At 40.9% G+C, this 18,813-nt stretch carries 14 protein-coding genes; 6 read left to right on the top strand and 8 right to left on the bottom strand.

Annotated elements, in window-relative coordinates; translation table 11 throughout:
* Nucleotides 1–191: 191 nt before the first annotated feature.
* On the top strand, nt 192–656 hold the full coding sequence (locus tag ACHSBP_RS05435; protein ID WP_395388289.1) for an OsmC family protein: 465 nt from the start codon (nt 192–194) through the stop codon (nt 654–656).
* 45 nt (nt 657–701) lie between these two features.
* On the opposite strand, the gene ACHSBP_RS05430 is transcribed toward ACHSBP_RS05435, so the two are convergent.
* Both ACHSBP_RS05430 and ACHSBP_RS05425 read right to left on the bottom strand, forming a co-directional pair.
* On the bottom strand, nt 702–1,076 hold the full coding sequence (locus ACHSBP_RS05430) for a hypothetical protein (protein ID WP_010561862.1): 375 nt from the start codon (nt 1,074–1,076) through the stop codon (nt 702–704).
* Between the two features lie 203 nt (nt 1,077–1,279).
* Nucleotides 1,280–4,153, bottom strand: coding sequence for a M16 family metallopeptidase (locus ACHSBP_RS05425; protein ID WP_395388288.1), 2,874 nt, complete (start codon nt 4,151–4,153; stop codon nt 1,280–1,282).
* Between the two features lie 328 nt (nt 4,154–4,481).
* Between ACHSBP_RS05425 and ACHSBP_RS05420 the strand changes: the two genes are divergently transcribed.
* A complete protein-coding gene (locus ACHSBP_RS05420) occupies nt 4,482–5,441 on the top strand; it encodes a hypothetical protein (RefSeq protein WP_395388287.1) in 960 nt (319 codons plus the stop codon).
* A 38-nt stretch (nt 5,442–5,479) separates the two neighbouring features.
* On the opposite strand, the gene ACHSBP_RS05415 is transcribed toward ACHSBP_RS05420, so the two are convergent.
* From ACHSBP_RS05415 to metA, 4 genes are all read right to left on the bottom strand, one after another.
* Nucleotides 5,480–6,535, bottom strand: a complete 1,056-nt coding sequence (locus tag ACHSBP_RS05415; protein ID WP_395388286.1) for an ABC transporter substrate-binding protein — start codon at nt 6,533–6,535, stop codon at nt 5,480–5,482.
* A gap of 234 nt (nt 6,536–6,769) precedes the next feature.
* On the bottom strand, nt 6,770–9,385 hold the full coding sequence (gene metH, locus ACHSBP_RS05410) for a methionine synthase (protein WP_395388285.1): 2,616 nt from the start codon (nt 9,383–9,385) through the stop codon (nt 6,770–6,772).
* 8 nt (nt 9,386–9,393) lie between these two features.
* Nucleotides 9,394–10,449: a homocysteine S-methyltransferase family protein gene (locus ACHSBP_RS05405; RefSeq protein WP_395388284.1), complete on the bottom strand. Its 1,056-nt coding sequence runs from the start codon at nt 10,447–10,449 to the stop codon at nt 9,394–9,396.
* Nucleotides 10,439–11,386 (bottom strand): homoserine O-succinyltransferase, encoded by a 948-nt coding sequence (gene metA, locus ACHSBP_RS05400; RefSeq protein ID WP_395388355.1) that lies wholly within the window; start codon nt 11,384–11,386, stop codon nt 10,439–10,441. Before metA ends, ACHSBP_RS05405 begins: the two co-directional genes overlap by 11 nt.
* A 411-nt stretch (nt 11,387–11,797) precedes the next feature.
* Between metA and ACHSBP_RS05395 the strand changes: the two genes are divergently transcribed.
* The 4 genes from ACHSBP_RS05395 to ACHSBP_RS05380 are packed head-to-tail and all read left to right on the top strand — an operon-like array spanning nt 11,798 to nt 16,247.
* Nucleotides 11,798–12,028 carry a hypothetical protein gene (locus tag ACHSBP_RS05395; RefSeq protein ID WP_395388283.1) on the top strand — a complete coding sequence of 77 codons (231 nt, stop codon included), beginning with the start codon at nt 11,798–11,800 and terminating at the stop codon, nt 12,026–12,028.
* Nucleotides 12,018–12,272, top strand: a complete 255-nt coding sequence (locus tag ACHSBP_RS05390; RefSeq protein ID WP_010561870.1) for a hypothetical protein — start codon at nt 12,018–12,020, stop codon at nt 12,270–12,272. Before ACHSBP_RS05395 ends, ACHSBP_RS05390 begins: the two co-directional genes overlap by 11 nt.
* 2 nt (nt 12,273–12,274) lie before the next feature.
* Nucleotides 12,275–13,876 (top strand): PepSY-associated TM helix domain-containing protein, encoded by a 1,602-nt coding sequence (locus tag ACHSBP_RS05385; protein ID WP_395388282.1) that lies wholly within the window; start codon nt 12,275–12,277, stop codon nt 13,874–13,876.
* Between the two features lie 34 nt (nt 13,877–13,910).
* A complete protein-coding gene (locus ACHSBP_RS05380) occupies nt 13,911–16,247 on the top strand; it encodes a TonB-dependent receptor (RefSeq protein WP_395388281.1) in 2,337 nt (778 codons plus the stop codon).
* 45 nt (nt 16,248–16,292) lie between these two features.
* Here the strand turns inward: ACHSBP_RS05380 and ACHSBP_RS05375 are convergent, their stop codons facing one another.
* Nucleotides 16,293–16,931, bottom strand: coding sequence for a 3'-5' exonuclease (locus tag ACHSBP_RS05375; protein ID WP_395388354.1), 639 nt, complete (start codon nt 16,929–16,931; stop codon nt 16,293–16,295).
* A complete protein-coding gene (locus ACHSBP_RS05370) occupies nt 16,931–18,769 on the bottom strand; it encodes a putative nucleotidyltransferase substrate binding domain-containing protein (protein ID WP_010561874.1) in 1,839 nt (612 codons plus the stop codon). The genes ACHSBP_RS05375 and ACHSBP_RS05370 overlap by 1 nt, the downstream gene beginning before the upstream one ends.
* Between the last annotated feature and the right edge of the window lie 44 nt (nt 18,770–18,813).

Genomic DNA, 18,813 nt, shown 5'->3' with positions numbered 1-18,813 from the left:
CTATAAATCACTGGCACGACTAAAATTAAGCTGCTCAGCGACGACAACAAAGGTGTGTAGATTGGTTAACTGACTGCTGATCACTATTTACGATTCAAATTTCATTCATATCACTTGAAAATATTATCACTTTCTTTAACAACAGATAACAAGCAAAATTAGTTTAAACCCGTTTTAAATTAGGAAATAAGATGTCGCAGCACAGTGCACAAATTGAATGGCAAAAAGCGCCAGATGAGATGTTTACCGATGGACGTTACAACCGTGTTCACCAGTGGCATTTTGATGGCGGTTTTTCAATGCCTGCATCACCATCGCCAATGGTCGTGCCCTCGCCTTTTTCAAACCCTGAGTTTGTTGACCCTGAAGAAGCCTTTGTTGCATCACTGGCAAGTTGTCATATGTTGTTTTTTCTGCACTTTGCCGCAGAACAAGGCATTGTGATTGAGCGTTACACCGATAACGCAATTGGCAAACTTGCTAAAAATAATAATGGCAAACTATGTATTACCGGTGTGACATTAAAACCCGAGGTGATATTGGCAGATGAATCGATTACACATAAAAAAAGCTTGGCAGAGTTACACCACCAAGCTCATGAAGCCTGCTTTTTAGCGCGTTCGGTAAATTTTGAAATTTGCGTAGAGTGCGCGTAATTTAGCAGTCGCTAGTATGCTAGTTGATGAACTAGCATACGCGAATTACATTGTGAACAGCTGTGAATCAATTGTACGAATAAGGTTATTTACCCACTTACCGTATTTTTTGTGAATGCTATCACCATCATATTTCAAGTTAAGTGAATCGCGGTACTTAATCGTGTACGTCTTTGCATCGTAATGAATGCCTACTTTAACTTGCGTACCACGCCAATTAAGTAAACCTGCAATTACGCCATCGCTTTCAACTTTACATGCCCACTGACGCTGCTGGCAACCGCTTAAAATTGCCTTTTCAACTGACTCTTTAGTCATGTTTGACGCATTTACTTGTTGATTGTAGTCAGTTACAGGAATGGTTTTACATGCAGCGAGTGAAAGGGTTACTACTGCGATTAGCGCTATTTTTTTTAACATTGTTTAGTCCTTTATGTTTTGTGTTCATTTTAGCAACGTGATTATTTCATTGAAGTGCTTAATTATCCAGCATCTTTTTGTAATTACGCCAACGTTAAGCAGGTGCGCTTAGTGTTTTTTATTGCTTGATTATGTTTGTAATATTTCAAATTAAGCATAAAGAAGCCCGCCAATTGGCGGGCTGTTTACCGTGTAAAAAACGTTTATTTAAATACGTTTTTTACATCCATCACTTCGATGTTAGCTTTATCGATAGCTAGCTTGTAGCTTTCAATTACCTTATCTTCATCGGTAAGTGATTTTGGTTTTTCAGCATTGTATTTAAGCGGAGAAACCGTTTCGTTTGCTAAACGCGCTTTCATGTCTTTTGCATCACCGGTAATAAACACATAGTGAATGTTTTTATTTTGCAGGTTGTCACGAATAACACGATTTACATCTTCAACGGTTAAGCTCGCAAGCTGCTTGCGCACATAAGCAACAAACTCATCGGTATTGTAGAACTTGCTATCAAGTGCATAACCTAGCTGGCGATCTTGGCTTGCAACCATTTGCGGCACAAAGTTAGTTAAGAAGTTACGAGTTGATTCGAAATCTTCTTTGCTCATGCCATTTTCAATTAGCTTATCAAGCTCGTATTGCGCAACACGTGTTGCAAAGTGTGCATCATTATTAGAGCGTAGTGGGCGCAACCAAATTTGGAAAATCTGCTCAGAGCGTCCCAAGTTAGCATCTGGTTTAGTTTGGTACATACCACGCGGGAAGTACTCAATATACGCGTAATCACCGTAGTTCATACCACGAATTTGGCGAATACGCTGATATAAGAAGCTGTTTGAGTTACGGTGTTCACCAAAGTAAGAACGCATTAACCAAAGTGCCGCCCAATCTTTATCGCTACGAATCGTATCAATCGGGAAACCAAAACTCACCGCTGTTGATTTAGCTGGCTTTTCTACGATGGTTGCATGTCGACCTTCCAACTTAGGCGCATCAGCAATTGTTAAGCGCTTTTCACTGCCTTCAGGAAGCGTGCTTAAGTCTTTAAGCAGTTTTGCTTTTGCTGCATCTGACATGGCACCTGAAATACCGACATTTAATTTAGCTTGCGTAAATTCAGCTTTATAAAATGCTTTTAAGTCTTCAAGTGTAAGTGCTTCTAAATCAGAAATATCACCATAGTTGTAGCTTTCATAAGCGTGGCCTTGGTAAAGCTTGCTGTATAACACTTCTTTGCCAAGTTCTTCATCGTTAGATGCTTTTAAGCCTGCTTTAATGCCATCTAGCTGCTCTTTCTTTAAACGCTTAAAGTCATCTTCACGCCAACCTGGGTTAAGTAGTTGGTCACTAACAATTTTGTACCACTCGTCTACCTTGTCTTTATTAACACGGCCACGGAATGACACCATTTCTTTATCAATTTGTACACCAAAGCTACCAGCTATTGGGTAAAGCGCTTTTTGAATTTCTTTATAAGAGCGCGACTCAGAGCCACCGCGTGCAATCATGTTAGCAGTGATTGCTGCAAGGCCTTTTTTACCTTCAGGATCAGCTGCTGCACCTGTGTAGAATAATAGGTTTACGTCAACTAGCGGTGAGCTGCTACGCATATCAAGTACAGAGAATTTCGCATCGCCTTGCGGTTTGCTCATTTCGGCAACAACACCGTTTAAGTCAACCTCTTGTTCAAAACCTTTAACCGATTTAAGTGCCGACATAGTCACCGTTGTACGACCCGAATCGATAAAGTATTTATTGGCAATTTCACGAATATCTTCAGCTGAAATGCTATCTGCCGTCGCGTAAAGCTGATTAATCACTTCTGGATCTCGCTCAAAATGCATATAGCTAGCAAGTGTTGATGCAATTGCTTGTGATGAATCTAAGCCATTAACAAAGCTGTACTTTAGGTTAGACTTTAAGTTAGCAAGCTTATCAGCATCAACTAACTCAGTACGCGCTTTTGCATAAGTACGATTAATCGCATCACGTGCTTTTGCTAAATCTTCTTCTTTTTCAACTTTTACAAATACGTGTAATAAACCCGGATCTTTAGTTTCTGGGTTGTAAGTAAACATTTGGCTAGCAAGCTGTTTCTCAACAACTAACTCTTGGTAAAGCGCTGAGTTATTTGAGAAATATAATTGCGAGATTAAATCTACCGCAGCACGATCTTTTTCCGTTGGCTGCCACGCAGGGCCTTTGTAAGAAACAAGTAACCAGTGACCCGGTAAACCTTCACTTTCTTTATGAAGGTATTTTGCCGCTGTTTGCTTTGGCTCTACTGGAATATCAGCAACATAATCGCCACGCTGCCAGTTACCCCAATGCTTTTTAACCAGTTCAATGGTATCGTTCGGGTCTACATCACCGGTAATAATAAGCGATACATACTCAGGCTTATAAAACTTTTTAAAGAATTCTTCACCGTAAGCCATTTGATCTGGCATTTTTTCGATGTCTTCAAAAAAGCCCATAGTGGTGTGTTTGTAAGTATGCTTTTCAAACGCCTCATTGCGCACTGCACTTAATAGCTGACGGATTGGGTTAGCATTGTTTTTAAGGTATTCACCTTTAACTGTTAGTGCTTCTGTTCTAAATTGCGACTCAGAATATTTAAGGTTTTGGAAAATATCGCCTTTAATTTCAAGCACAGTTTCTAAATGCTGTTTTGAGAAATTAAGGTGATAGTTAGTGTAATCGTTTGTGGTGTAAGCGCGGTTATCTACACCTGAATTTTTAAGAATGTCTGAGTAAACATCTTGCGGGAATTTCTCAGAGCCTTTAAACATCATATGTTCAAAGAAGTGCGCAAAACCTGTTTTACCAGCTTCAACTTCGTTGCGTGAGCCTACTGATACTGGAATTTGCAGTGACACTACATCTGGGTAATCTGTTTTAACCACCATAACACGAAGGCCGTTATCTAGCTCTTCTAGCACGTAATCTTGTGCGAAAACTTTGTTTTCAGCTTTTACCGACGTGGTAGCTTGTGCATTATTTGATGATGTTGTGCTATTACAACCAGCAAGTGATAGTGCAATTGCTACACTTGCTGCAACCAATTTAAGTTTCATACTGTTTCCCTTGGTTTGGATTATTTTTCTATAGAATTTTTTCTAAACTGGGTAATTATGGCGATGTTCGCAATGTTAAGCGAGTAATTGCGGTAAATGGGTGTAAATGTTTTGCAACATTAAATTTCAGACTGAAGGGATAAGGGTTCAGAACTCAGAATTAAGGTTTGAGTGCGACATCTGAGACCTGAAACCTGAAACCTTCACACTATGAATTTCCCTCAAGTTCTATTTCAATTTTTTTCAGTCGCAATTTTGAATTTTAGCTATTTAGACGTCTAAAAGGCTGCTATAGTTACTGTATCGACATTATTTATGGTACGGAACAATGGCTTTATCTTTACAACAGAAAATTCAAGACCCAACACAAGGCGTTTATTTGATTGGTACTACGCCACCAAAAATGGGTACTGAAAAAGATAAAGTGACAGAAATTGCCAATAAATTATTAGGTCGTTTACATGAGATTGAATATGACGGATTAGTCATTTACGACATTCAAGATGAAAGCAGCCGTACCAGCGTACCACGCCCTTTTCCGTTTAAGCATACTGTAGACCCGCGTGAATACAGCCTGCTGTTAAGTAATTTATCAGAATTAGATGTAATTACCTATAAAAGTGTCGCGCAGCGCGGTGTTGAAGAATTTAATGACTGGCTAACAGAAACCAAAGAAAAATATGCGCTTAACAACCTTGTTTTGGTGGGTAGCCCATCGTCTGAAGGTGAGATTAAATTAAGCTTACCAAACGCCTATAACACATTAAGTGAGCATCAAAATAAGTTTTTCTTAGGTGGTGTTACCATCGCTGAGCGTCATGCATCAAAACGCAATGAGCATGAACGTCTGTTAGAAAAAACAGCGCAAGGTTGTGAGTATTTTATCTCGCAAGCGGTATATGATGCACAGGCAACAATCGACTTAATCACTAGCTATGCCCGCAGTTGTAAACAGCAAGGTTTAACACCTAACCGTATTATCTTAACTTTTACGCCTTGCGGCAGTGAGAAAACATTAGAGTTTATGCAATGGCTTGGCATTTCTGTGCCAGAAGCCACTAAGTGGCGTATTTTAGATTCTGAGCAATCGCTTAATGAATCAGTACGCATTTGCCGTGAAAATCTAAACCTTATTTTACAAAGCTGTGCTCATTTAGATGTACCACTAGGTTTAAATATTGAAAGTTTAACCAACCGTAAAGAAGAAATTGATGCATCAATTAATCTTTACCGCTTATTAAAAGCAACGATGGAACTGAACCTGGCTGAAAAGCAGTTAGCAAGTTAATTTAAGGCTTCCGCAATCAGCTTAACTTCAAGTTTTAGCTAGTTAGGATTTAATGGGCTAAGCCCTGCAATCGAGCGGCTTAATGCCACTTTTTCTTTAAGTGCTTTAAAGTCGTATTCGGCCCAATTAATTTTAACTTTATGGGATTTAAAATGTGCAACATTTTGCTTAGTGATCACATCAAGGTTAAAAGTTAGCTTTTTATTTTTTTGTTGGGCAAAAATATCGAGTCCATTGTCGTAAAGTAACAGGCTAATAACTGCCCACGCGCCCATTACTTTATGACCACCAATTGACGCACTTATTGACTGTTTTTCAACGGCTTGAATTGCGCGAGGTAACCAGTCAAAACCGCCAATAAAAATATCTTTATTGGGAATACGACCCGATTCTACCGCTGCTTTACTGGCGCCAAGTGCCATCAAATCAGACGCGGCCCAAATAATATTAACTTTAGGAAAGCGCGCTAATAGTGCCTTGCTTTGATTAAACGCAACCTGCTCAGACCACCCTGCATGCACAGCTTGATAAACAACCCCTTCATTGCCCTCGAAATACTCTCGCATGCCATTAAACCGCGCCTGTGACTCACTGCCATAGTGACCATTGATAGCCACTACATGCGTTTCTTGCTTAGGTATTTGCGCCTGTTTTAAATGTTGTAGCGCTTTTGCAAGTTGGCCTCCTGCGGTATGATTATCAAAATAAATTTCACCAAGCCAATGCTTATATTTTTGCCCAGCTATTCCTATTTTTTCCCGTTCTTCACCAAAAATGGTTTGCTCTAAAGTAACAAACTTAATCTGCTGCGATTCCAGCAATGAAATGCTCGCAGTAGAACCGCCGGGATAATTTAAAATCACTGCGTAATCTGGTTTGGGGTTTTTCGCTAAATAATGTTTTAACGCTTCTAATTGAACAATACGATTACCACCGCCATAAATCACCTGCATTTTTGTGCCGAGTTGCAGCGCTGCTGATTGCGCTATTTCTTCAACACTTTGCCAAAAAGGCTCATTGGGGATAGACGGGTTTACAAATAAAATATTTAACTCAGCACGTACCGAGCTACTAAATAAAATGATGCAGAACATCAAGTACTTAAAAAGTCTTATCATCACACCAAAAACAGATTCGATCATTATTCAAGTATTATCAAAGAACACGACAAAAGCGAATTTAAACGCGAAAAACTAACGCCAATTAATTGTGAGTTGATAATGCAGGCAAATCACTAGATGCAGAACAGCACAGGCAACGGATAAATGCCGCTAAATGCTGTTAATCATTAGCAAAAGAAAAGGGAGATATAAATCTCCCTTTGACTTTTACAAGTTAGGTCCCAGCCAACGTTCGGCTTCTTGTAAATTCATTGCTTGACGCTTGGCATAATCTTCTAGCTGATCTTGCTGAATTTGTGCAACGGCAAAATATTTCGACTCTGGGTGAGAAAAATACCAACCCGAAACTGCCGCGCCCGGCCACATCGCATAAGAGCTAGTCAGCTTCATACCGATGCGATTTTCTACATCAAGTAACTGCCAAATTTTTTGCTTTTCAGTATGCTCTGGGCACGCAGGGTAACCAGGAGCCGGACGAATACCTTGGTAGTTTTCGCGAATAAGCTCATCGTTCGATAAGTTTTCATCGGCTGCAAAACCCCAGATTTCTTTACGCACGCGCTCATGCAAATATTCAGCAAAGGCTTCAGCTAAACGGTCGGCAACGGCTTTTACCATAATCTTGTTATAGTCATCTTGCTGCTGCTCAAATACATCCGCTAAATCGTCTTCTTCTAACCCACCGGTTACCGCAAATGCACCAAAGTAATCTGGTGTACCTTTTGGTGCGATATAATCTGCTAAACAGTAATTCGGGAAATCCTTCTTCTCAGTTTGCTGACGTAACTGACAACTTGTTACAAGCACGTCGCTACGCGATTCATCGCTGTAGATTTCAATATCATCTTCAACACGGTTAGCTGGGAATATACCCATAACGCCTAACGGTTGCAGCTTGTTTGATGATGCTAAATCATCGAGCATCTCGTTAGCATCTTTAAATAGCTGCTTTGCCTCTTCGCCCACAATTTCATCTTCTAAAATGCGCGGGTATTTACCAGCAAGCGACCAGGTCATAAAAAATGGCGTCCAGTCGATATACTCGCGCAATGTCTCAATCGAAACATCTTTAAACTCTGTCACACCAAGTTTTTTTGGCACCGGTGGCGTGTAGTTTTTGAAGTCGATTGGTGCACTGTTAGCGCGAGCTGCTTCAAGTGTTATTGGCTTAGAGCGAGGACGTTTTCGCGCTTGTTGTTCGCGTACTTTTTCATACTCAGTAGTGGTTTTTGCTAAAAACTCAGGCTTTTGCGTTTTGCTTAACAAACTTGAGGCCACACCAACCGCACGCGAAGCATTATTTACATACACCACACCTTTGTCATATTCCGGCTCAATTTTAACCGCCGTATGCGCTTTTGATGTGGTTGCACCGCCAATTAATAAAGGAATATCAAACCCTTGGCGCGTCATTTCTTTTGCCACATGCACCATTTCATCAAGCGATGGCGTAATCAGGCCAGAAAGACCAATAATATCGACCTTCTCTTCAATCGCTGTGCGTAGAATGGTTTCCGCAGGAACCATTACTCCAAGGTCGATCACTTCGTAGTTATTACATTGCAGTACAACCCCCACAATGTTTTTACCAATGTCGTGTACATCACCTTTCACGGTAGCCATTAGGATTTTTCCGTTGGATGCGCCCTCTTCTTTTTCCGCTTCAATAAACGGGTCTAGATAGGCAACCGCGCGCTTCATTACCCGCGCCGATTTAACAACCTGCGGTAAGAACATTTTACCAGCACCAAACAAGTCGCCGACGACATTCATACCGTCCATTAATGGACCTTCAATTACTTGAATTGGTTTATCAGCTTGCTGGCGTGCCTCTTCGGTATCTTCGTCAATAAATTCGGTAATACCTTTAACAAGGGCATGCTCTAAACGTTTTGCAACAGACCAGCTGCGCCATTCTAAATCTTCTTTTTTCGCTTCAACGCCTTGCCCTGAGTATTTAGGCGCAAGTTCAACTAAGCGCTCACCTGCTTCAGGGTCGGTATTTAATACTACGTCTTCAACTGCATCGCGCAGTTCTTTTGGAATATCATCGTAAACCGCAAGCTGACCGGCATTAACGATACCCATATCCATACCCGCTTTAATCGCGTGATATAAAAACACCGAGTGAATGGCTTCACGCACCGGGTTATTACCACGAAATGAGAAGGATACATTTGAGACACCGCCCGACACTTTACAGTGCGGTAAATTTTGTTTAATGCGGCGCGTACCTTCAATAAACTCAACGGCGTAGTTGTCGTGTTCTTCAATACCCGTAGCTACCGCAAAGATATTCGGGTCAAAAATAATGTCTTCAGGCGGAAAACCTAATTGGTCAACTAGAATACGGTACGAACGCTGACAAATTTCAAACTTACGATCGGCCGTTTCTGCTTGACCTGTTTCATCAAAAGCCATGACAACCGCAGCGGCACCAAAACGCTTAATGATTTTAGCTTGTTGAATAAACGGCTCTTCACCTTCTTTAAGTGAAATCGAGTTAACGATTGCCTTACCTTGAATGCATTTTAAGCCTGCTTCAATGACATCCCACTTCGATGAGTCGACCATAATCGGCACGCGAGAGATGTCTGGCTCTGACGCAATTAGATTTAAAAAACGTACCATTGCCGCTTTTGAGTCCAACATGGCTTCATCCATGTTGATATCGATAATTTGCGCGCCGTTTTCTACTTGTTCACGGGCAACCTCGAGTGCGGTTTCGTAATCTTCTTCTAGGATTAAACGTTTAAAACGAGCTGAACCCGTAACATTGGTACGTTCACCAACATTGGTAAATACTGCTGTACTGCTTGTCATGTTTGCTCCTAGTTTAAATTACAGGCTTCAAGGCCAGCTAAGCGCATGCGCACTTCAATTTCGGGTAGTTGGCGCGGTGCTACATTTTTTGTGCCTTGATACATGGCATTAATATGCTCAGGCGTTGTGCCACAACAGCCACCAACAATATTAATAAAGCCCGACTCTGCCCAATCAATAATTTCTTTTGCCATTTCGTCCGCTTCTAAATCGTACTCACCAAATTCGTTCGGTAAGCCTGCGTTGGGGTGAACCGATACAAAGGTTTCACACACACGCGATAACTCTTCTACATATTGGCGTAGTAAATCTGGCCCAAGGGCACAGTTAAGGCCAATCGAAATAGGCTTAATATGACGAATAGAATTGTAGAATGCCTCGGTTGTTTGGCCTGATAAAGTTCGGCCAGATGCATCAGTAATGGTGCCTGAAATCATTACGGGTAAAGTAACACCTGCGTGCTCAAACGCTTCTTCTACTGCAAAAGCCGCTGCTTTTGAATTAAGCGTATCGAAAATAGTCTCAATCAGAATTAAATCCGCGCCACCTTCAATCAATGCCAGTGTTGATTCAATGTAGGCTTCAACAAGGGCATCAAAGGTAACGTTTCTAAAACCAGGGTCGTTTACATCTGGCGAAATAGAACAGGTTTTTGATGTTGGACCAAGCACACCGGCTACATAGCGCGGTTTTGTTGGATCTTGTGCTTCAAATTCATCACACACTTTACGCGCCAATTTTGCCGATTCAAGATTGATTTCACGGCTTAAGCTTGCCATTTCATAGTCTTCCATTGAAATAGTAGTCGCGTTAAAGGTATTGGTTTCAATAATATCAGCGCCTGCCGCAAGGTATTCACGGTGAATTTGTTCAATGATCTGTGGCTGGGTTAAACTGAGTAAGTCATTATTGCCTTTGACCAACACATGCCAATTTGCAAAGCGTTCACCGCGGTAATCTTCTTCTTCCAGTTTGTATTTCTGGATCATGGTGCCCATTGCACCATCAAGAATATGAATACGCGCTTTTAATGCAGCGGTTAATTGCTGTGATTTATTCGGCATAGTTGTTAGTCCTTACGTCTTGGCTGACTAAATTAATATCGTATGGCGTGGTTTGATAAACGTAGTAGTTTAACCAATTTGAAAATAATAAAAAGGCGTGGCTCTGCCAAGTTTTACTTGGTTTGGCGCTGGCATCATCATTAGGAAAATAATTATTTGGCTTAGGCGCATTCTGATCTTTTTCTCGGTCGCGTAAATACTCTTTATTCAAAGTATCGGCATCGTATTCTGGGTGACCAGTTAAATACACCTGCGAACCGGATTTATTCTTAATTAAAAACGCACCGACCTCTGGCGATCCGGCAATGACTTCAAGCTGGCTGTGGTTTGCAATATCAGCTTCATTAATATGACCATAGCGCGAATGCGGCACTAAGAATTCATCGTCAAAACCGCGTGTTAGCGCTGCGTGTTCAAAATAGCGTTGATGTTCAAACACACCACAGAGCTTTTTCGCTTTAAGTTTTCGCTTTAATCCATAGTGATGAAATAGCCCTGCGTGAGCGGCCCAGCACGAAAATAAGGTAGAAGTAACATGTTGCTCAGCCCAGTCGAAAATCTCTTTCAACTCTTGCCAATACGCAACATCGCTATATTCTAGGTGTGCCAAAGGCGCGCCAGTCACAATCATGGCATCGTAGTTTTCGTTTTTAACTTCTGAGAAATACTTATAGAACATATCAAGATGTTGCTCAGAGGTATTTTTGCTACGGTGAGTATCTAAACGCAGTAACTCCACATTTACCTGCAGCGGCGAATTAGCCAATAAACGAATAAACTGTACTTCAGTCTCAACCTTGTTTGGCATCAGGTTTAAAATGGCTAATCGCATTGGGCGGATCTCTTGTGTTTGCGCGCGGCTTTGTGGCATTACAAACACATTTTCTTGCCTTAATGTATTAATAGCGGGCAATTGATCGCGCACTGTGATTGGCATCATTTAATCCTTATTACTATGGTAAATTGGGTTTAACCTGACGCTAATTATGAACGGATAGCCAGAAATATCAAGCTCTAGATGTTTAGATGTCTATTTGAGATTAAAGTGAAAAATACGCCAACCGTACTCCTACCAACCAACCCATCTCGCATTTCATAATAAGTGCTTTGTAAAAGTCACCATTACGCTCCCATCGTTTAAATCAACTTTTAACTAATGCATTTGATTTTAATAATTTTTTACATTTTTCGAATAACAAATGTTGCGACAAATAAAAAACACAATTAAGATCGAATAAAAATCAATATCATTTACATTATAATGAGCTTTTTAGCAATTATCCCAATCTGGCTTGGATGCCTAGCCTGTTACTTAGGCAGTGAAAAACAACTACTGCTCAGTAAACCAATGAATAAATCTATTGCCAATTTTTTATTAGTTATTGGTTACTTTATTGGTGTAGCTATTTTCTCTGTGTCTTTTGCGCTTACATCTTCGTTACTGGCGGCCTTTGTCGCATTAATGCTTGCGCTGGTAAGCCATACAATTTTAAGCACTTATACAAATAACATTTGGCGTTTCAATACAAGCGTTGTGGCATCGCTATTGGTATTAGCGGGGGTGAGCTATGTGGCCTAAAACACTGATTGGCTTCTTTTTTGGTCTATTACTATCCATTTCTATCGTGCTCAATTTAAATTTGATTTTGCCGTTAGCAGAAGACGTTAGACTTATTTCAGGCTTGGTGTTGGCATTCCCTATTTGGGCAGGCGTACTGGTGTGGAGTTACGCATTTGAAAAAGCACGCAAAGCAGCCAAAAACATTAGCCTTGTGCTTATTCCCTCTTGCTTACTCAACGTTGTTCTTTTGATGAGTCAATAATAATGAATAATAAAACTCTGAAATCATTAACTAACGCACACGCATGGATTGGTCTTGTTATATCTATCGTGTTATTCATCGTATTTTTTGCTGGTTCAATTAGCTTATTTCGCGAAAACATTGTGGCATGGGAAAAGCTACCAATACATGCAAATCAAACTGTATCCTCAGACTCTCAAAACGTAAGTTACGATAACGCTATTGCAACCATTAATAAGCACTATGATGTATATGTCGATCACAGGTTTTATTTATTACCGCCAACAGAACATTCACCGTATATAGAAGCTTACTTTGCAAAAAACATTGAAGGTACGGATCCCGAAACAGGAGAAGATCATAGCGATGTGCATATTATGCTGGATGCACAGAGCGGCGAAATTATTGGTAATGCCGATACCATGGATTTCGGTAACTTCGTTTACCAACTTCATTACAATCTAGGCCTTGGCCGCATTGGCTTATATTTTGTTGGGATCATTACCCTGTTCTTTTTTGTTGCGGTGCTTAGCGGGTTACTTATTCATTGGCGTAAGCTTTTCAAAAACTTCTTTCAATACCGTAAAGATGGCAATAAAGATAAATGGTTAGACGCGCATAATATTATCGGCACCATGGGTCTGCCGTTTCATGTGATGTATGCCTTCACCGGATTAGTTTTTAACTTAGTGATTGTCTACCAAATTTCTTATGCGCTTGTGTTGTACCAAGGCGACCAACAAAAGCTACTCGCGGCTGCAGGATTTAACGAACCCCATATTGATATCATCGACAACAAAATGGCGATGAACGGCATCGACAGATTGCGTGCAATAGCAGAAAAAGACATGGATAACGCAATCATTGACCGCATAATGATTGAGCACTTTGGCGATGAAAGCGCTGTCGCGATTTTTACAGGGCAAAAGCAAGACAGGTTTGCCACCGAAACCGCAGTACATTACCAGCTGAGTAATCAACAACAAATCTATCTTACTAAAGACAACTACGACAATGCCGTTCGCAGTGGCTTAGGTGTAATTGCCCGTTTGCACTTTGGTGATTTTGCTGGCTACGGTTTACGGTTAGCTTTCTTTTTGCTCGGCTTAGCAACCTGTTATGTAATTTTAACCGGCAATTTAATGTGGCTAGAGAAACGTGCAAAACAGCGTAATCAAAGTCAGCGTTCACTTAATTTTGTCACGCGAATGACAAGCGGTGGCTTTATTGGCTTTATCTTTGCCATTGCTGTGGGCTTTAGTGCCGCACGAATAATACCAATTGAGATAACAACGCGTGCAGAGATTATCGAAAACAGCGTATTTGCGTCATTTTTGATGATGTTAGTCCTTGCTCAATTAATCAAAAACAACGCGAAATTCAATCAATATTCATTGCAGCTGAGCGGCGCAATATTTGCCCTTGTTGTCGTACTAGACTGGGTTTTATTGCCTAGCGCAACGGCGCAACAACTCGCAGAACACAAATTTGATGTTGTGATTACGCAAAGCATCTTACTACTGCTCAGCGGTATTAGCTTTTTTGCAGCAAAACAAGTGACAAAAAAGCCCGCATTTAAAAGCACTCAAACACAACCAAGTGTTACTGAATTAACTACTCAATAAATTATTCACACAACTACATTCTAAAAAGGACGATATGTTTACTGTTAAACGTAGAACCAATGCTGTAACGGCTGCAGTAAAATATGCACTAGCGACCAGCCTAATTGTTTCACCATTAACTATGGCTGAAGACGATAATGATATTGAAAAGATTATTGTTACCGGCCAAAAAATTGACCGCACTTTGCAAGAAACCCCTGCCAGTGTAGCCGTAATCACCAACAAAGTACTGGAAGAGCAAAAGCTTAATAATCTTTACGATGCCCTATCTGTTGTGCCTAATGTGACTGGCGAAGTTGGCGTGGGCGGCTTTACAATTCGTGGCATTGACTCTTTTAATGTATCAGGTGGTGGCAACAGCTTTTTAACCAGTGTTTATGTTGACGGTGCACCCTTGCCAATGCGTGAGATTCAACAAGGCGGTTTTTCTACTTGGGATGTAAGCCAAGTGGAAGTATTACGCGGCCCGCAATCGACACTACAAGGTCGCAACGCCCTTGCTGGTGCAATTGTTGTGAATACCTACGACCCAGCATATGAATACAGCGCCAAAGGGCGCGTAATTTTAGGCGAAAACGGACAACAAGAACTTGCTATTGCCGCTGGTGGTAGCTTAATCGATGATGTATTAGCATTTCGCTTTACCGCCGAAGACAGAGACTATGACGGCGTTATCGAAAATATTGCGCGCAACAACGAAAACTCAGATTTTTCAAACTCAAACCTGTATCGCTTTAAACTACTATTTGAACCGATTGAAGATTTTTCAGCGATTTTAAGTTACAGCAAATCTGAAACAGAAATGGGCGTTGTATGGGCAGACGCACACCCAAGTTACGATAAAGATTACCGTAAAGTAAACTTTAATGATCCAACATGGGAATTTACCGATTCAGACTTAGTGGTATTAAATCTAGATTACTACATTAACGATATTTGGTCGGCAACAGCAATCACAACTTATTCAGATATGCAGTATGGATACGAGTGGGATGGTGATGCATCGCCATTACCGATTGCACAACTGCACGATAAACGCTCTGACGAAACATTAACGCAAGAGCTAAAACTGACATTTGAATACGATAATTTAAAAGGGATTATTGGCGCGTATTATTCAAATTTAGAAGTAAAAGATAAAGCGATTGGTAATCGTAGTGCTAGCTTTAACCAACTTGGCGTACCAACATTACTGGTCGCCGCACCAGAAAATGGCGGATTAGGCTTACCACAGGCGATTGCCGATCAAGTATTAGCGCTGTACGCACCGGTTGACCCTGTACTGCTTGATACTTATTCAAATTTATATCGTGAAATTACCAACACCGCAGTATTTGTTGATTTTACTTACAGCATCAATGATCAGTTTGATGTGTTTGCTGGCATTCGCTGGGACCAAGAAAAACAAGCCAATGCGACTGAGCAAGCCTATGGTATTGGTAATGCACACTTGTTACCAAACCCAAGCGACTATGCAGCAAACCCGATGTTTGCCCAACTTGTAGCTGGTATCAATGCGAAGCTGCTTAATATGGCAAGTCAAGCGTCACAAAACGAGCCTTTAACGTCTAAAACATTTAACGAAGTCCTGCCGAAGTTAGGCGCAAGTTATCACCTAACCGATAACATCACCACCAGCTTTACCTACCAACAAGGTTACCGCTCTGGTGGTGTAGGTACCAACTCAGCGCGAGCGACACTCTTTACCTACGACCCTGAGTTTACCGATAACTACGAGCTTTCACTGCGCTCAACTTGGCTAGATGGCACCTTAGTGACGAACGCCAACGTGTTCTATCTAGATTGGCAAGATCAACAAGTTAGCGTGCAGCTGTCGGGTAACCAATACGACAGAGAAACCACGAATGCCGGTAAGTCGACGGTGCAAGGGTTTGAATTTGAATTGTTCTACTATCCAACCAATAACCTAACGCTAAGTGCAGGCTTTGGCCGTGCTAAAACCGAGTTTGAAGAGTTTTTAGTTGCTATTCCAGGTGAACTGACGCTTGATTTAAAAGGTCAGCCATTTGCGGACTCACCTGAATGGACTGCAAACTTAGCCGCAAGTTATCACACTGATTTTGGTTTATATCTATCTGCTGATGCAAACTACCAAGACAGCGCATTGGCCGATACCATGTATCAAAACAGTAATGAAATGAAAAACCTGTGGGGCGAAAACTATGTGCCGCAAAATGACGCGCGTACGTTAATAAATGCGCGTGTTGGTTATCAGTGGGAAAATTACGATATTCAACTATCAGCGAAAAACCTAACAGATAAAGTGTATGACGCACGTGGTGCGCGCACCAACAATAAAACCCTTGGCCAACCTCGCCAATTAAGTTTAAGTTTTACTGCTAGCTTTTAAGCGCGTGTAACTAACTTGCAGGGGAAGTGGTTAACACTTCCCTTTTTACATTAAGTGTTTAACTAATAGTGGTTTACCACGGCTAATTTGATTAGCTTGCGCTAAAAATAACTCAGCGGTGGCCATGGCGTCGGTAAGTGCATTATGACAATTGTATTCTGGCAAGCGATAGCGCTCGCGACAGCTGCTTAAGGTTAAGCTATCTTGAGCAATTACATGCCCTTGGCGAGCAAGGCGTTTATGTTCGATATTCATAGTATCGAGTATTGCTAAAGGCTTGTGCAATAAACCCGCATTATTAAACGCGATACGTAAAAATCCCCAATCGAGCTGTTGGTTATGAAATATTAATATTTTATCGTCGAGTAGTTCATTTAACGCTTTTAGCGCCTCATTTAACGGTACACCTGCCGCAATCGTTGTATTATCAATGCCGTGAAACACAGGGCTTTGATTTAAATTACTCACCTGATTATTAATAAAGTGCTGACATTGACCAATTTGAATGCGTTGATGACTAATTGGCACCCACGCAATCGAGACAATTTCATCTTGTTTTGCATTAAGCCCGGTTAACTCTAAATCAATAACTAAATAGTCCACCTTAAAACAGTTACTTTTCAATATGTCATTGTCTTTTTCGGGCAACACAAAAAAGCGCTTAATTGATTCAAGTATTCCCATCATAAACTGCCTCTAGCAAACTTAAAGGCGGCCGCTTGCTGTGCTTGTTTAATTAAATAAAACGCCTCTTTTAATTGGTGGCGTTCCAGTGAGGTTAAATCTTCTGGGTCGATACAATTAGCCGGTAACCCTTTTTGCTGTAACTGCACGTTTAAACGCAGCTGCGTAAGGTAGCGCCAACAATCTTTTAAATCATAAATATCCGTTTTACTCACTTGCTGTTGTTTAGACAACGCACTTAAGCGCTCTAAGGTATTAGCAGCAGTAACATTATGATGCAGCGCATAGAGGCGAACAATATCGTTAATAATTGCCACACCACGCTTTTTTAAATCAATATACGTATGTTTTTGCTTATCTTTTTCTAATTTAAACTGATTAAATAAACCGATAGGTACCGAGTTAGTATTAATATCCGTTGCCATTGAGGCAAAAAATATCTGATTTTTAGTAGTTGCTAATATGCCTTTACTAAATTCTTCGAACAAACTTTCAGAGCCATCAACAAAACGAATATCAAAAAAGATTTTGCAGTTTAAAATAGCCTGCGGCGATGGGCTTTTAATCCATGAGCCAAATTGATTTAACCATGCAGAAAGCCCCATACGACAAGCATCACGACTTGCCATAATACCACCTGGGCATTCTTTAATACCGCACGCAATTAGGTTGTCACAAACAAACTCACCTAACGCTTTAAAGTAATCTAGCTCCGTTTGCGACAGGTTGTCTGGCAGCAATAAACCGTTATCTTGATCTGAATGTAATGTTTGCTCTTCACGTGCTTGTGAACCAAAGCAGATCCAACTAAACGGCGTTGGCGCTGTGTCATTTTGCGTTTGAAATAATTGAATTAAACGCGTCGTCATGGCATCGGTGATACCGCTAAGTAATTTACCAATTAAGCTTGTATCTTCTACTCTGTCTGAAAACCCTCGCAATAACTCAGGAACTTCCAATGCATAGCGCTTAATATCAGCTACACTTTCAGCTTTATAAATACGGCCAATAAGTTGTACTGGGTCAGATTTTTGCTGGCGCAATAAATCGGTTGCAGTGATCATACCCAAGGGTTGATGTGATTCATCAAGCACAGGTAAATGATGAATATTTTGCTTTAGCATTAAATGAAATGCAGAAAATACACGATTGTGCTCAAACACATGCTTTGGCTTTGTGGTCATAATGGTTGCAACCACGTCGTTCGGGCTACGTCCTTCTGCGAGCACGCGGTTACGTAAATCGCGGTCGGTAATTACTCCCACCAGCTTGTTATTTTCAGTGATCATAAGCGATGAAACACCAAATTGACTCATGGTTTTGGCGGCATCGCTAATTTTAGTTTCAGGGCCAGCTGTTACGGCACCTTGCTTCATAATTTCACTTATGCGTTTGCTCGACCAATCATCGCTACGCTTTTTATAATTCACACTGAGCAGGCGGTTAGCATGAGCACGCACAAAATGCTGTGCAAATGCTTTATAGTGTTCGCGCAGATAATCCCAATGAGTTTGGCTAAGCAGATATACAATGCCTTCGTTTTGCACTTCTAATCGATTACTAATTGGCTCGCCTGTTAATAGCGATGGGTAGCCAAAATAATCGCCTTCAGATAAACGCGCAACCACTTCACCACTGCTATCTAAAATATCATACAAGCCAGAGCGAATTAAAAATAAGCAGGGTGCATTTGAGTTTAGCCATTGATTTTGATTTTCTGGTGTTAAATAAACCGCTTCAAGGCTTTTAATAAAGTACTCAGTGGCACTGGATTCTAGATCACTAAACGGTGCTTGCGCTTTAACAAAACGTGCTACTTCATTAAGCTCTAATGCCATGGTTACTCTCCTTAACTGTGTACAGCCTCAAAAAGGTGCGCTTG

The sequence above is a fragment of the Pseudoalteromonas sp. XMcav1-K genome (assembly GCF_044005875.1).
GTDB lineage: Bacteria > Pseudomonadota > Gammaproteobacteria > Enterobacterales > Alteromonadaceae > Pseudoalteromonas > Pseudoalteromonas spongiae.
This window is presented reverse-complemented; position numbering and strand designations above follow the sequence as displayed.